Source organism: Streptomyces sp. SDT5-1 (assembly GCF_052245995.1).
GTDB lineage: Bacteria > Actinomycetota > Actinomycetes > Streptomycetales > Streptomycetaceae > Streptomyces.
On the sequence record NZ_CM125963.1, the window covers coordinates 202,446 to 217,530 of the forward strand.

12 protein-coding genes are annotated in these 15,085 nt (G+C 74.3%); 8 read left to right on the forward strand and 4 right to left on the reverse strand.

The annotated features are described in order from the left end of the window. Positions 1 to 2: 2 nt before the first annotated feature. Entirely contained in the window at positions 3 to 1,568 is a 1,566-nt protein-coding gene (locus ACTWJ8_RS01040) for an acyl-CoA synthetase FdrA (protein WP_443262406.1), read from the reverse strand. A gap of 226 nt (positions 1,569 to 1,794) precedes the next feature. Between ACTWJ8_RS01040 and ACTWJ8_RS01045 the strand changes: the two genes are divergently transcribed. Next, positions 1,795 to 3,168, forward strand: coding sequence for a purine-cytosine permease family protein (locus ACTWJ8_RS01045; RefSeq protein WP_443262407.1), 1,374 nt, complete (start codon positions 1,795 to 1,797; stop codon positions 3,166 to 3,168). Here ACTWJ8_RS01045 and ACTWJ8_RS01050 read toward each other — a convergent pair. Beyond that, on the reverse strand, positions 3,149 to 4,717 hold the full coding sequence (locus tag ACTWJ8_RS01050) for a PucR family transcriptional regulator (protein ID WP_356382168.1): 1,569 nt from the start codon (positions 4,715 to 4,717) through the stop codon (positions 3,149 to 3,151). The two genes, ACTWJ8_RS01045 and ACTWJ8_RS01050, sit on opposite strands and share 20 nt — an antisense overlap. Before the next feature lie 202 nt (positions 4,718 to 4,919). Here ACTWJ8_RS01050 and ACTWJ8_RS01055 point away from each other — a divergent pair, with 202 nt between their 5' ends. From ACTWJ8_RS01055 to ACTWJ8_RS01075, 5 genes are all read left to right on the forward strand, one after another. Then, on the forward strand, positions 4,920 to 5,975 hold the full coding sequence (locus tag ACTWJ8_RS01055) for a carbamate kinase (RefSeq protein ID WP_356382165.1): 1,056 nt from the start codon (positions 4,920 to 4,922) through the stop codon (positions 5,973 to 5,975). An 80-nt stretch (positions 5,976 to 6,055) separates the two neighbouring features. Further along, on the forward strand, positions 6,056 to 7,189 hold the full coding sequence (locus ACTWJ8_RS01060; RefSeq protein WP_356382162.1) for an acetamidase/formamidase family protein: 1,134 nt from the start codon (positions 6,056 to 6,058) through the stop codon (positions 7,187 to 7,189). A 69-nt stretch (positions 7,190 to 7,258) separates the two neighbouring features. Next, positions 7,259 to 8,536 (forward strand): amidohydrolase family protein, encoded by a 1,278-nt coding sequence (locus ACTWJ8_RS01065; RefSeq protein WP_356382159.1) that lies wholly within the window; start codon positions 7,259 to 7,261, stop codon positions 8,534 to 8,536. A gap of 1 nt (position 8,537) precedes the next feature. Then, positions 8,538 to 9,107 (forward strand): DUF1097 domain-containing protein, encoded by a 570-nt coding sequence (locus tag ACTWJ8_RS01070; protein WP_356382156.1) that lies wholly within the window; start codon positions 8,538 to 8,540, stop codon positions 9,105 to 9,107. Positions 9,108 to 9,195: 88 nt separating this feature from the next. Further along, positions 9,196 to 10,548, forward strand: a complete 1,353-nt coding sequence (locus ACTWJ8_RS01075) for an esterase-like activity of phytase family protein (protein WP_443262408.1) — start codon at positions 9,196 to 9,198, stop codon at positions 10,546 to 10,548. 20 nt (positions 10,549 to 10,568) lie between these two features. Here the strand turns inward: ACTWJ8_RS01075 and ACTWJ8_RS01080 are convergent, their stop codons facing one another. Then, on the reverse strand, positions 10,569 to 10,910 hold the full coding sequence (locus ACTWJ8_RS01080; protein WP_443265150.1) for a hypothetical protein: 342 nt from the start codon (positions 10,908 to 10,910) through the stop codon (positions 10,569 to 10,571). Between the two features lie 108 nt (positions 10,911 to 11,018). Next, on the reverse strand, positions 11,019 to 12,185 hold the full coding sequence (gene xylA, locus ACTWJ8_RS01085) for a xylose isomerase (RefSeq protein ID WP_443262409.1): 1,167 nt from the start codon (positions 12,183 to 12,185) through the stop codon (positions 11,019 to 11,021). 120 nt (positions 12,186 to 12,305) lie between these two features. Here xylA and xylB point away from each other — a divergent pair, with 120 nt between their 5' ends. Together xylB and ACTWJ8_RS01095 are read left to right on the forward strand one after the other, a co-directional pair. Further along, complete coding sequence (gene xylB / locus ACTWJ8_RS01090) at positions 12,306 to 13,745, forward strand: xylulokinase (protein WP_443262410.1); 1,440 nt, start codon at positions 12,306 to 12,308, stop codon at positions 13,743 to 13,745. A gap of 57 nt (positions 13,746 to 13,802) precedes the next feature. Continuing rightward, positions 13,803 to 14,999, forward strand: a complete 1,197-nt coding sequence (locus ACTWJ8_RS01095) for an ROK family protein (protein ID WP_443262411.1) — start codon at positions 13,803 to 13,805, stop codon at positions 14,997 to 14,999. Positions 15,000 to 15,085 lie beyond the last annotated feature (86 nt).

Here is a 15,085-nt window from a genome sequence, read left to right on the forward strand (position 1 = left end):
GCTCACGGGCCGGCCTTCGCCGTCGCCGCCAACTCCCCCGCCGTGGCGTGCATTTGGTCTGGCTGGGCCACCAACGACACCGCCCACTCGGCGGCGTCGGTACTCGTCGGGGCGAGCACCGCGCCCGCCTTCTCCAGCCGGGCGCGGACCCCGTCCGCGTTCTGCGGGTCGCCGTCCGTGCCGACGACGAACGCGATGACCGGTGGACGGCGGTCCGCCACGCTCTCCAGCTCGGCGGCGAGCGCCTCGGCCGGGTCGGGGCCCGCGCCGTGGCCGAGGACGACGTCCAGGACCACGGCCGCCGTGTGCGGGTCGGTCAGCGCGGCGCCGAGGTGGGCGGCGCGCACGGTGGGGTCGATCATCGGGTGCGGGCGGCCCGCGGTGTAGGCGTCGTCGCCGAGGTCGAGCACGAGGTGGCGTTCCGGCAGGGTGATGGCGCGGCCGGGCACGTACGGGTCGGCCTCCGTGGCGGCTTCGGGCAGCAGGTGCCGTGCCTCGTAGGCGAAGGTGCCGCCCGCGTACAGGGCGCGCAGGTACCGGCCGGGCCCTGGTGTCACGGCCGGTGGGGTCCACGGAGGCGCGGGTGTCCCGCCGAGAGTCCGTGTCACTTCCCTGACGGCGTCGCGCAGTGTGCCGACGACGGTGACTGAGCCGCGCTCGGTGGGGCGCTCGGTGCCGAGGAACGCGGCGACGACCGGTTTGCCCGCGCGGCCGGCGCGTTCGACGACCCGCTCGGCGACCTCCGGCGCGGGCGGCTTGGACACGAGCACGATCAGCTCGCAGCCGTCGTCGGCGGCGAGGAGGTCGAGCGCGTCGAGGGTGGTGCGCGCGCCCACTTCGGCGCTGAGGTCGCGGCCACCGGTGCCGATCATCTGGCGGACGCCCTCGCCCGCGGCGTCGAGGAGGCAGGAGACCTGCTGAAGTCCCGTTCCCGACGCGCCGATCAGGCCGACGCGGCCGGGGCGCAACACATTGGCGAAGCCGAGCGGGACACCGTCGAGGACGCCGGTTCCGCAGTCGGGGCCCATGGCGAGCAGGCCGAGCCTGTGGGCCTCGTCCTTGATGCGGATCTCCTGGTCGAGCGACACGTTGTCGCTGAAGACGAAGGCGTGCATGCCGCGGCGCAGCGCCTTGAGCGCCTCGGCGGCCGCGTACGGGCCCGGGGTGGAGATCAGGGCGAGGGCGGTGGCCGGGTCCGCCTCGACGAGAGCGCGCGGCTCCCATGCGTCGGGCTCCGTGCCGTCGGAAGCGGCGGGCTGTTCGAGCAGCGCGGGCACCTCGCGCAGGGCCCGCTCGATCGCGTCGGCGGTGCCGCGCAGCGCGACGATCAGGTCGGCGGGGCGCGCGGCGCGGCCCTCGTCGGTGAGGAGGCGGGCGTCGTCGAGCAGCCGCAGATTGGGTTCGGTCGCCATGACGAGGCTGGCGGCCGTGATGCCGGGAAGGCCGGTCAGGTGCTGCGCCGCGCGCATCAGGGCGACGGAGTCGGCGTAGGCGTCGCACCGCACGGAGTTCGTGGTGAGGGTGTCAGCGGCGGGGTGCCCTTCGATGGCGGGCGGGGTGGGCTCCATGGCTTCGACGCTACGGCCGCCGCCGGGCGGGGTCTTCGGCGAACGGTGCCAGTGGGCGGGCGCCGATCACCGGCAGCGGCTGACAGTGACCGGGACACGGGGCCGCGACCAGCATGGTCGGGGACGGCCGTGGCCCGTCGGACCGCTCACCGACACCACGGGCGCCGCGCGTCGACGGAGCCGCAGCAGGCCCATTCACCGAACAGGCAACCGAAAGGTGTCCGCCATGCCCGTCCCCCAGCCCCCGCCGCACCAGGATCCCCGCGACCGTGCCCGCAGGGCCGCCGCGGCCACCGAGGACTTCGCCGACGAGCGGCTGCCGCCGGGCAGTGCACGCCCCACCCTGTCGATCATGATGGTGCGGATGGGGTTCACGGTCTCGGCGACGGACCTGCTGTACGGCATGTCGCTCGGCCTCTTCTTCCCGTTCTGGACGGCCCTGTTGATCGCGCTGGGCTCGTCGCTCGTGGTGAGCGCGGTGTCGATCCTGTGCGGCCTGATCGGCCGCCGGGAGCGGATCACGACCGCGCTCGGGCTGCGGGCCGCCTTCGGGCGCGGCGGCAGCCGCATCCCGTCGTTCGTGATCGCGCTGCTGTCGGCGGGCTTCGTCGGCTACAGCACGGGCATCACGGCGGGTGTGCTGCCCGGCGGGCGCGATCCGTGGCTGGGGCTCGTGTACTGCGTGGTGCTCAGCGCCGCGTACACGGCCGTGTCGATCCTGGGCTTCAGCAAGGGGCTGACCTGGGTGGGGCGGATCAGTGTGCCGCTGATGCTGGCGACCGTGCTGATCGCGGTGGTGGCGACAGTGCGGCACGCGGGTGGGCTCGGTGCCGTGGTGGGCAGCGAGCCGGTACGGGCCGGGGAGGCGACGGCGCTCGGCCTGTTCGCGCTCGGCATCAACAAGTGGATGACGGGGGCGACCGTCACCCCGGACATCACGCGCTTCGCCCGCAACGACACAGCCGTGTGGACGACGACGATCGCCGAGTTCGTCGTCGGCAACCTCGGCTTCAACCTGCTGGGCATCCTTCTCGGCCTCGGTGTCGGCGAGTCCGACATGGGCGCCGCGTTCGGCGTCGTCGGGGTGGGGGCGCTGGCCACCGTCGCGATCTTCGTCCAGGGCTTCCCGCACGAGGTGAACAACATGTACGCGGCGTCGCTCGCGGGCCGTTCGGCGTTCGACGTGCCGCGGATCGCGGTGAACGGCGTCGCGGGCCTGCTGGCGTGCGGGCTGGCGTACTACGGGCTCACGGCGGGGATCCTCGACGCGTTCCTCACCTATCTCGGGTATCTCGGATACGCGGTGCCGCTGATCCCGGGCATCCTGCTCGCCGACTACTTCCTGGTGCGGCGCGGCAGCTACGACCTGTCGGAGGCGGCGGTGGCGGCGGTCAACTGGCGTGCGGTGGCGGCGTTCTCGGTAGGACTCGCGATCAATGTCGTGCTCGGGTTCGTGGCGGGTGACGAGCTGTGGCACGTACTGCCGCTGTCCGGAGCGGTCCTGTATCTCCTGTTCTCGCTGCCCCAGTTGCGCAACAGGCCGCCCGCCCGTACGGGCATGGGTGCAGAGGCGGCGTCCGTCAGCGGGAGCGCGCGCTGAGCAATCGGTGGGCGTGGACGGCGAGTTCCGTCTGGAGCCGGCGCATCGGGTCCTTGTCCGGTGCGCCGGTGAGCCTTTCGATCTGCTTGAGGCGGTAGCGCAGCGTGTTGTAGTGCACGTGGAGTTCCTCGGCGGCCTCGACGCCGTTGCGGTCGTGGCGCAGATACACGGTGAGGCTGTGCACGAGGCTGCCGTCGTGCCCGGAGTCGTAGGCGATGAGCGGGCCGAGCGCGTCGTCGACGAGCGCCTGGAGCTCCCCGGCAGGCAGCTGGTCGAGCAGCCGGTACACGCCGCTCTCCTCGTGGAGCCGGACGAACGACCGCCCGGGGCCTTCGAGTTCGCGGCCGAGGGCGAGGGCGCTGAGGGCCTCGCTGTGGCTGAGGTGGAGCTCGGCGAAGTCGGCGCGCACGGTGCCGGCCGCGACGGCGAAGGTCCGCCCGGGGCACGCGGCGGCGACGGCGCGCCGCAGCTCCTCGCAGCGCCCGCGCAGTGCGGCGCCGTCCGTGGCGACGAGGGCGGTCAGTCCGCCGGGGGTGCCCCAGGCGGGTGTGTGGGCGCCGAGGGCGGTGCGGGCGGCGGCGAGCAGGCGCTCCTCGGTGAGGCGGACACCGCCGTCCTCCGTGCGGGCCCCGGCCTCGACGACGACGGCGGCGCGCGGGCGTTCCAGGTCCCAGCCGAGCGCGGCGGCGCGGCGCGCGGACTCGGCCCGGTCGCGGGGCGGATGCGAGACGAGTTCGGTCAACAGCAGGGTGCGGTACCGGCGTTCGCGCTCGGCGAGGACGCGTTCCTGCACGGCGAGCATGCCGGCGAGGCTCGCGACGTGCTCGGCGGCCGTGGCCCACTCCTCGTCGGGTGCGCAGCCCGGCCCGGCCCACAGGGCGACCTCGCCGCCGCCCCGGTGGCCCACGGTGATCGGCCGGGTCACGGCGGCCGGGGTGTCGTCCGGTACGTCGCCGGCCGCGGCGACGACGGTGCCGTCGGGGCCGCGGATGGCCGAGGGGCAGCCGGTCTCGCCCGACAGCAGGACGACCAGTTCGCGGTAGGAGCCGCCGCCGAGTACCGCCTGGGAGAGCCGGTCGCGCAGTGCCTGCGAGCGTTCCAGGCTGAGCGCCTGCCGGTTGAGCACGGTACCGATGACCTCGGAGAGCACGTCATTGAGCATGACGTGGCCCGGCAACTCGACGATGGGGAAGCCGAGTTCGTCGGCGCTGCGCAGCATCGGGGCGGGCAGCCGCGGCAGGTAGGGGCCGACCTTCACGCCGAGGGCCGCGAGGCCGCGCGCGGCGAGTTCGGGTACGAGGCCGGTGAGCGCCTGCTCGTCGTCGCGGACGGCGTACGCGGTGGTGAGCAGGAATTCGCCGCCGCGCATCCAGCGGATGATGTCCGGCACTTCCATGATGTTGGCGACCCGGATGCCGCGCCGCGCGCCGCGCTCCCCCGCCGCCAGACGGGCGCCCGTGAGCGCGGGCAGCTCCAGCGCCTGGGCCACGGTCAGGCCCGCGGAGCCGGCGGGACGGGGTGCCGTCACGGTGCGCGGAACAGGGGTCACGCAGCTCACTATGGGCGCCCGGGCGGGGGCTGTAAACGCTCGTGACGCAAGGTTGTATACGACTCCTGGGCCCGCCGGGGCCCCTCCACCACGAGCCCACGCGGCGCGCCCCGAGGCACTGTCAGCGAGCGTCAACGCCCCCGCGCACACGCTGGCACCGGCTGCCCATGACCGCCGCGCCCGGGGTTCCTATCGTCCTGGCATGCCTCCAGGAACCGCGCCCTCACCAGCCGCTTCCCTTGTGCGGCCGGGGGCCGTGACGCACCCCGCCGCCCCTGTCACGGTCCTCGCCATCGGCGGCAACGCCCTGCTGAGCGGCGGCCCGCGCGCCACCATCGCGGAACAGTTCACCGCCGCCCGCCAGTTGGCGCGCCCGGTGGCCGACCTGGTCCGCGCGGGCCACCGCGTCGTCGTCACGCACGGGAACGGCCCGCAGGTCGGCTTCATCAAGCGCCGCGCCGACCTCGCGGCCGAGCTCGCGCCCGAACTCCCGCTGCTCGACCTCGACATGTGTGTCGCCGACAGTCAGGGCAGCATCGGCTACATCCTCGTACGGGGTCTCTCCGAGGCCCTGCCGCCAGGGTCGCGACCGGTCGCGGTGCTCACGCACACCGTCGTCGACGCCGACGATCCGGCGTTCGCGCGGCCCACGAAGCCGATCGGCGCGCACTACGAGCGGGCGGAGGCGGAGCGGCTCGCCGCCCGGCACGGCTGGACCGTCGCCGACGACGCGGGGCGCGGATGGCGCCGCGTCGTGCCCTCACCCGCGCCCCGGGCCGTGGTCGAACTGAACGCGGTGGCCGCCCTGTTGGACGCCGGGCACGTCGTGGTGGCGGGCGGCGGGGGCGGCATCCCCGTCACGCGCGGGCCCGACGGGGCGCTGCGCGGCGTGGAGGCGGTCGTCGACAAGGACGCCACGTCCGCGCTGCTCGCCTCCGCGCTCGGCGCGCACGAGCTGATCGTGACGACCGGCGTCGAACGGATCGCCCTCGACTGGGGCACCCCGCACCGCCGCGACCTCGACCGCCTCGACGCGGCCCAGGCCCGCGCGCATCTCGCGGCGGGCCAGTTCCCCGAGGGCAGCATGGGCCCGAAGGTGCGCGCGGCCCTCGACTTCCTCGCGGCCGGCGGGCACCGGGTCCTGATCACGTCGCCCGGCGCGCTGGGCGAGGCGCTGCGCGGCGCGACCGGTACGCGGATCGTGCCGACGCCCCGGTCGGCCGACGCCAATGGCAACACACCCGGTGCGGAGCCGTAACACGCCCGACGGAAGATCACCCCAGCGGCAGCCCCACCTCACCGTCCCCGACCCCGCCCTCATCGGCCGAAGGACCCCACATGACGCTGACGTCCGCCGCCCCCTCCCCCGACGCCGTGCCCGTCGACGGCCGCCACCACCTCACCACCACACCCGACACCGCGCGCTGGGGCACCCTGCCCCGCGCGGACAGCGCCCCGGTCCTGAAGGTCGACGACGGCGACACGGTCACGCTCGACCTCGTCTCGCACGAGGGCATCCTCCCGGACCAGGGCCGCGACCCGGTGGAGTTCTTCGGCGCCTACGGGGTGCCGGCCCATCAGGTGCCGCGCGACGCCCAGGAGATCGCCGCGTCCGACCTCGGCCGTGCGCCGGACGGACTGCTCGGCCCGCACATCGTCACCGGCCCGGTGGCGGTGCGCGGCGCCCGGCCCGGCGACCTGCTGCGCGTCCGCACGCTCAGCCTGCACCGCCGCACCCACTACGGCATCGTCTCCAACCGGCACACGCGCGGCTCGCTGCCCGACGAACTCCCGGAGGCGGGCGCCGCGTTCACGGGCCCCGACACGCGGCGCGCCGAGTACGGCACGGTGTGCTCGTTCTGCACGGTCGAGCGGGCCGCGGACGGCACCGAGTTCGGTGTGCTGCGCTGCACGCCGACGCTGGACGCCCGGTTCCCGCTCGGACCGTTCGTCGGGATCATGGGGGTGACCGACGAAGGGCCCGACACCCTCAGCTCGGTGCCACCGGGCCCCTTCGGCGGCAACCTCGACATCAAGCACCTGACCTGCGGCTCGGATCTGTATCTCCCGATCCGCACGGAGGGCGCGGGCTTCTACGCGGGCGACCCGCACTTCGCGCAGGGCAACGGCGAGGTGGCGCTGACCGCCCTGGAGGCGCCACTGCGCGCCACCGTGCAGTTGTCCGTGGTGCGGGGCGATGCCGCGCGCCGGGTGAGCGGGCTGCTCGGCGAGCCGTTCGCCGAGACCCGTACGCACTGGATCCCGTTCGGGCTCGACGCCGATCTCGACGAGGCGATGCGCAAGGCCGTGCGCGCGGCGCTCGCCTTCCTCACCGCGCGCACCGGCATGGACCGGGCCACCGCGTACGCGTATCTGAGCGCGGCGGCCGACTTCGAGGTGTCGCAGGTCGTCGACCAGGTCAAGGGCGTGCACTGTCTGATCCGCAAGGCGGACTTCCCCGCCGAGGTGTAGGCCCCGACCCGCCGCGCGCACCGCACCGCGACCGCCCGTCACGCATCTCTCGACCGAAGGAGAACTCTCGTGACCGCTCTGCTGCTGCGCCACGCGCGGGTGGAGGACTCGCCCGACCCGACCGACATACGTGTCAGGGGCGGCCGGATCGAGGCCATCGGGCCCGGTCTCGCGCCGCCCGCCGGCGCCGAGGTCGTCGACTGCGCGGGCCGCGTGGTCGTCCCCGGCCTGATCGAGGCCCATCTGCACCCGGACAAGGCCCTGCTCGACGGGTTGACCCCGGAAGGCACCGGTTCGCTCGCGGACGCCATCAGGATCACCGCCGACCTCAAGGCGGGATTCACGTACGACGAGGTACGCGCGCGTGCCGAGCGGGTGCTGCGGATGTGCGTCCTCAACGGCACCACGGTGATCCGCGCGCACCCGGACGTCGACCCGGTCACGGGCCTGACCGGGCTCAACGTCCTCCTGGAGCTGCGCGAGAAGTGGGCGTCCCTGGTGACGCTCCAGGTCGTGGCGTTCCCTCAGGAAGGCATCTTCAAGTCGCCCGGCACGGAGAAGCTGCTGCGCGAGGCCCTCGACGCGGGCGCCGACGCCGTCGGGGGTTGTACGTACAACGAGGCGTCGCTCGCGGACTGCCACCGACACGTGGAACTGGTCCTCGACCTCGCGGCGGAGTACGGCGTCCCCGCCGACATGCACGCGGACTTCGGCGACGACGCGGGCGACAGCCGCTTCGCCCTCGCCGAGTTCATCGCCGCCCGCACGGCCGACCGCGGCCTCCAGGGCCGGGTGACGCTCGGGCACGCCACCTCTCTTGCCGGGCGTCCACCGGCCGAGCGGAGCGCCGCCCTCGCCGCTCTCGCCGCGGCCGGGGTGTCGGTGGTGCCGCTGCCCGCCACGGACCTGTTCCTCGGCGGTCGCGGCGACACCACGGCGCCGCGCCGCGGCCTTGCGCCGGTGCGCGAGCTCTGGGACGCCGACGTCCTCACCGCCTGCGCCACCAACAACATCCGCAACGCCTTCACCCCGTACGGCACCGGGGACGTGCTCGAGACCGCGCTGCTGCTGGCCCGGATCGCGCATCTGTCGGGGCCCGCCGATCTGCGCAGGGTGCTGCGCATGGTGACGTACGACGCCGCGCGCGTCATCGGCATCCCGGAGGAGGACTACGGGGTCCGGGAGGGCGCGGTCGCCGACCTCGTCGTCCTGGACACCCGCGACCACGCCACGCTGCTCCTCGACCGTCCCGCGCGCACGGCGGTGGTCAAGGCCGGGCGTGTGGTGGCCCGTTCGACCGTCTCGGCGGAGCTGGACGCTTCGCTCCTCGTGGGCGAGGTGGCGTGACATGGCCGGGACGACGACGGGCACGGGCACGACCGCTCCGGTGACGCCCGTGACCAGGGAACGGATCCCGCACGAGATCGTGGCGTCGGTGCTGGCCGCGACGACCGCGTTCGTGGGCGGCACCGCGCTGCATCTGCCGCCCTGGGCGATCTTCATCTCGTGGGCGGGCATGTTCCTGATGGGCGGGCCGAGCCTCGCGGGCGCGCGCAGGATGTGGTGCGCCATGCCGGTGGGTTCCACGTACGCGCTGCTCATCGTGCTTCTGGAGACCAACGCGGGCACGGCGTTCGGCGAGAGCCAGCTCGCCAGGAACGCGTTCGGGGCGCTGTGCATCCTGGTCCTCAACAGCGCGCTGATGTACACCGGCCGGGTCCGCTTCTTCTCCCTGATCCCCGGCATGTTCTTCGGGTTCGCCAGCTACTTCGCGACGTTCTTCGGCGGGTTCGGCTTCGATGCGGGCAATCCGTGGGCGGCCTGGGTGTGCGTGGTCGCCATGAACGCGCTCGGCCCGGTGTACGCCTGGCTGTCGATGCGGTTGACGTTCCCGGTGGAGATCAAGTCGCCTTCCTGAGCCGGGCGGTTCACCCGCGCTTCACCCGGCGTTCGGGGCCGGGGTCGAACGTGTGCGCTGACCACGTTTCAGCGCCGCAGGAGGCCCCATGTCCCCGCTCGTTCCCGGCAAGCGCCGTTCCCTCGGACGTTCCGCGGCGGCGGGGGTGCCGCTCGCCGTCCTCGTGGCGCTCGGCGTCGCGCCGGCGGTGACGGCCGCGCCCTCCGGCGCGGGCACGGCCGAGGTCACCGGCAGCGCGACGCTCGGCGACATCCCGCTGGACGAGTTCAGCAACGGCCTGCTGCCGGGCACGGTGGAGAACGACCGCGGCGTGGACCTCGGCGGCATCGGCTCCGACCTCTACCCGGCGGGCCGCAAGGGCGAGTTCTGGACGGTGACCGACCGCGGCCCGAACGGCCAGATCAAGGTCGACGGCACGAAGCGCCGCACGTTCCCCGTGCCCGGCTTCGACCCGGCGATCGTCAAGATCCGGGTCACGGGTGACAAGGTCGTCGTCCTCGACGCGATCCCACTGACGACCCGCTCCGGCAAGCCCGTCACCGGCCTCTCCAACCAGGAGTCCCGCGACGAGAAGCCGTACTCGTACGACGCGAAGACGCCGCTCGCGTACAACCCGAACGGGCTCGACACCGAGGGCATCGTGCGCGCGGCCGACGGCAGCTTCTGGCTCGTCGACGAGTACGGGCCCTCGCTCGTGCACGTCGCGGCGGACGGGCGGGTCCTGGCCCGGCACGTGCCGAAGGGGCTGGGGCTGCGGGGCGCGGACTACCGGGTCGTGGAGTCGCTGCCGTCGGTGCTGCTCCACCGGAAGGTGAACCGGGGCTTCGAGGGGCTGGCCCAACTGCCGGGCGGTGACCTGGTGCTCGCGGTGCAGAGCCCGCTGTCGCTGCCGGACGAGGACGCGGGCGAGGCCTCGCGCACGACGCGCCTGCTCCGGTTCTCGCCGAAGCGTCAGGCGGTCACGGCGGAGTACGCGTACCGCTTCGACCCGGTGGACGTGGTGGACCCGGGCGAGGACGACCCGTCCGAGCTGAAGATCTCGTCGATCGTGGCGGTCGGCGGCGACCGGCTGCTGGTCGAGGAGCGCACCGACAAGGCGGCCCGCCTCCAGGAGGTGCGGCTCACGCGCGGCGCGAACATCCTGGGCGGTCGCTGGGACGACGCCGACACGTCTCCTTCGCTCGAGCAGCTGACGGACCCGGCGGCGAGCGGCGTGCCGGTCCTGGGCAAGCGTCTCGTGGTGGACCTGGACAAGGTCGACGGCGTCCCGGACAAGATCGAGGGCATCGCGCTCGCGGGCCGCGACAGCCTCGCGCTGATCAACGACAACGACTTCGGGATGACGGACGGCACGGGCGCGTTCGACGCCGAAGGACGCCTCGTGGACAGCGGTGTCGAGACGAAGGTGACCACGGTGCGGCTGCCGAAGGGCGCCCTGTAGGCGCGTACGTGGCCGTCGGGTCAGCCGCCGAGCGCGCTGGGCAGCTCGCTCGGGAGCCCTCTGGGCAGCTCGGAGGGCAGTTCGCTCGGCAGGCCGCTGGGGAGTTCGCTCGGCAGCTTGCTGGGCAGTTCGCTGGGGATGCTCAGCGAGGGTGAGGGCGTGGCCCGTTCGCTGCTGCGCTCGGGCGACTTCTTGTCGTCGTCCGACGAGCCGTCGCGGGTCACGACGAGGAGGACGGCGCCCGCGATCACGACGAGCGCGACGAGCACCGCGATCACGAGGAGGGGTCGGCGCGGCGGCGGCCCCTCGTCCGGTGGCGGTGCGCCGAACCCGCCGCCCTGCGGGGGCGGCTGCGGTGGCATCGGAGGCACGGACACCCCTCCAGCATTGCCCCCGGGGGCCCAACATGCGAGCCCCCGGGGGGAAGTTGACCGGCCGGGGCGGGCGGCCGCCCCGGCCGGTGTCCGTGCTCAGCCGCGCGCGCCCAGCAGGTGGTCCATCGCCAGCTGGTCGAGGCGCTCGAAGGCCATGCCGCGCTCGGCGGCGGCCTCGACGTCGAACTCCTCGAAGGCGCTCTTGTCGGCGAGCAGCGCGGCGAGACCGTCGTCCGCGGTCGGCCGGGCCAGCTCGTCGAGGCGGGAGGCGGCCAGCGCCGCCTGGACCTCGGGGTCCTCGCGGAAGGCGGCGGCGCGCTCCTTGAGGATCAGGTAGTTGCGCATGCAGCCCGCGGCCGACGCCCACACGCCGTCGAAGTCCTCGGTGCGCGGCGGCTTGAAGTCGAAGTGCCGCGGACCCTCGTACCCGGCCTGCTCCAGGAGGTCGACGAGCCAGAACGCGGCGCGCAGGTCGCCGGCGCCGAAGCGCAGGTCCTGGTCGTAGCGCGTGCCGTGCTGGCCGTTGAGGTCGATGTGGTAGAGCTTGCCCGCCCACAGGGCCTGGGCGATGCCGTGCGGGAAGTTCAGGCCCGCCATCTGCTCGTGGCCGACCTCGGGGTTCACGCCGTACAGCTCGGGGCGCTCCAGGCGCTCGATGAACGCCAGGGCGTGGCCGACGGTCGGCAGCAGGATGTCGCCGCGCGGCTCGTTCGGCTTGGGCTCGATGGCGAACCGGATGTCGTAGCCCTGTTCGGTGACGTACTCGCCGAGCAGGTCGAAGGCCTCCTTCATGCGGTCCAGGGCGTCGCGGACGTCCTTGGCGCCGCCGGACTCGGAGCCCTCGCGGCCACCCCAGGCGACGTACGTCTTGGCGCCCAGCTCTGCGGCGAGGTCGATGTTGCGGATGACCTTGCGCAGGGCGTAGCGGCGCACGTCGCGGTCGTTGGCGGTGAAGCCGCCGTCCTTGAAGACCGGGTGCGTGAACAGGTTCGTGGTGGCCATCGGGACGACCATGCCCGCGGCGTCGAGGGCCTGCCGGAACCGCTTGATGTGCGATTCCCGCTCGGTCTCCGAGGCGCCGAAGGGGATCAGGTCGTCGTCGTGGAAGGTCACGCCGTAGGCGCCGAGCTCGGACAGGCGCTGCACGGACTCGACCGGGTCGAGCGCCGGCCGGGTCGCGTCGCCGAACGGGTCGCGGCCCTGCCAGCCGACCGTCCACAGGCCGAAGCTGAACTTGTCGTCAGGGGTGGGCTGGTACATCATCTTGCGGCTCCCTCGCCGACTATTTCGTCATGGCGCTTTACAAATTAGTATGCGGGAACGCCGCTGGGAAGAGCCGACCGCCGCACAGGCACAGATTTCCCGAGATTTCAGGAGAGCCGCATGTCAGCTGCCGATGGACCCCTCGTCGTAGGAGTCGACAGTTCCACGCAGTCCACGAAGGTTCTGGTCGTCGATGTCGCCACGGGCGCGACCGTGGCGCGCGGGCAGGCACCGCATACGGTGACCTCGGGCGCGGGCCGCGAGAGCGATCCGGAGGAGTGGTACCGGGCGCTGCGCGAGGCGCTGGCCCAGTGCGGCGACGCGGCGCGACGCGCCTCGGCGGTGGCGGTCGGCGGCCAGCAGCACGGCCTGGTGACGCTGGACGCGCAGGGCCGCCCGGTGCGTCCGGCGCTGCTGTGGAACGACGTGCGGTCCGCGCCGCAGGCCGCGCGGCTGGTCGACGAACTGGGCGGGCCGAAGGCGTGGGCGGAGCGGTTCGGCAGCGTGCCGGGCGCCTCGTTCACCGTCTCGAAGTGGGCATGGCTCGCCGAGCACGAGCCGGAGGCCGCGAAGGCCACGGCGGCGGTCCGCCTCCCCCACGACTACCTGACCGGCCGACTGACCGGTGACGGCACCACGGACCGGGGCGACGCGTCCGGTACGGGGTGGTGGGCGTCGTCGACCGAGGCGTACGACGAGGACGTGCTGGCGCGCGTGGGCCTCGACCCGGCGCTGCTGCCCCGCGTCGTCGCGCCCGGCGAGGTCGCGGGCACGGTGACGGGCGGCGATCTGCCGCTGGCCGAGGGCACGCTGGTGGCGGCCGGCACGGGCGACAACGCGGCCGCCGCGCTCGGTCTCGGCCTGCTGCCGGGCACGCCCGTGCTGAGCCTCGGCACGTCGGGCACGGTGTACGCGGTGTCGCGGAACCGGCCGGCCGATCCGTCCGGCACCGTCGCCGGTTTCGCGGACGCGCGCGGCGACTGGCTGCCGCTGGCCTGCACGCTGAACTGCACGCTCGCGGTCGACCGGATCGCGGCGCTGCTCGGCCTGGACCGGGAGGCGGTCGAGCCGGGTGGCACGGCGACGATCCTCCCCTACCTGGACGGCGAGCGGACGCCGAACCTGCCGGACGCCGCGGGCCTGCTCACCGGGTTGCGGCACGACACGACGGGCGGCCAGCTGCTCCAGGCGGCGTACGACGGGGCGGTGCACGCGCTGCTCGGGGCGCTCGACCGGGTGCTCGACGCGGACGCCGACCCGGCGGCGCCGCTGCTGCTGATCGGCGGCGGGGCGCGGGGCACGGCCTGGCAGGAGACGGTGCGGCGGCTGTCCGGGCGGGCGGTGCAGGTGCCGGAGGCCGGCGAGCTGGTGGCGCTCGGCGCGGCGGCGCAGGCGGCGGGCGTGCTGACCGGCGAGGACCCGGGGGCGGTGGCCCGGCGCTGGGACACGGCGCGCGGCCCGCTGCTCGAACCGGTGGAGCGCAAGGACGTGGAGACGCTGGAGCGGATCTCGGGGGTCCTCTCGGGAGCGGCTCCGCTGCTGGGCGGCGGGAACGGCTGACGCCACGCCTGGCAGCCCGACGCCGGACCACCCCGCCGCCCCTGGGAGCATGAGCGCATGACCACCGCACCGCCGCACCGGCAGCGACCGGGCACGTCCGACACCCAGCAGGCCATGCGCCGCCGCAACCTGTCCCGCGTCCTGCACGCCGTGGCCGCCGAGGGTCCGCTGTCGCGGGCCGCGGTGGCGCAGCACATCGGCCTGACCCGGGCGGCCGTCTCCACGCTGGTCGACGAGCTGATCAGGGCGGGTCTCCTGGAGGAGCTGGGGCCGCAGCGGCCGGGCGGGGTGGGGCGGCCCGGCTCTGCGCTCGCGGTCAGCGGGCAGGGGCCCGCGGGGCTCGGAGCCGAGGTGGGCGTCGACCATCTCGCGGTGTGCGCGGTGGATCTGCGGGGCGAGGTGCGGGCGCGGGCCCGGCGCCGGGTGAGCAACCGGGGGCGCGCCCCGAAGCCGGTCCTGGACGAACTCGCCGAGCTGGTGCGGGAGGTGAGCGAGGAGGCGTGGGCGGCCGGTCTGCGGCCCGCGGGGCTCGCGATCGCCGTGCCGGGCCTGGTGGCCCGTGACAGCACGACGGTCGTGCGCGCCCCGAACCTCGACTGGCACGACACGGACCTCGCGCCGCTGCTGCCGGTCGACGTGCCGGTCACCGTCGAGAACGAGGCGAACTTCGGCGCCCTCGCCGAACTGTGGCTCGCCGAGAACTCCCCCGCCGACTTCCTGCACGTGTCGGCGGAGATCGGCATCGGCGCCGCGCTCGTCGTCGACGGCCATCTGCTGCGCGGGACGCGGGGGTTCGCGGGCGAGCTGGGCCATGTGCCGGTCCGCCCTGAGGGCCCCGCGTGCCCGTGCGGCGGTCGCGGATGCCTGGAGCAGTACGCGGGTGAGGAGGCGGTGCTGCGCGCGGCGGGCATCGCGCCGGGGCCCGAGCGGGTCTCGCTGCTCGCCGAGCGGGCCGAGGGCGGCGACACGGGCACCCGCAGGGCGCTGCGGTCCGCGGGCTCGGCGCTCGGCATCGCGCTGACCGGGGCGGTGAACCTGATGGACCCGAGCGCGGTGGTCCTGGGCGGCGCGCTGTCCCGGCTCGCGCCGTGGCTGCTGCCGTCGCTGGAGCGGGAGTTGACGCGTCGTACGGCGTCGCCAGCGGACGGGGTCGTGGTCTCGGGGCTCGGTTCGGACGGGCCGCTGTTGGGCGCGGCGCATTCGGTGGTGCGGGCGGTGCTCGACGATCCGATGGGGGCGGTGGCCACCGCGTAGGCACCGCTCTTGTCGCGGCGCGTCTCGCCGGGCCGTGCCGGGGGCCCGCGTGTTTTCGCCAGTGGTGCGGACCTCTGACGTGCGGT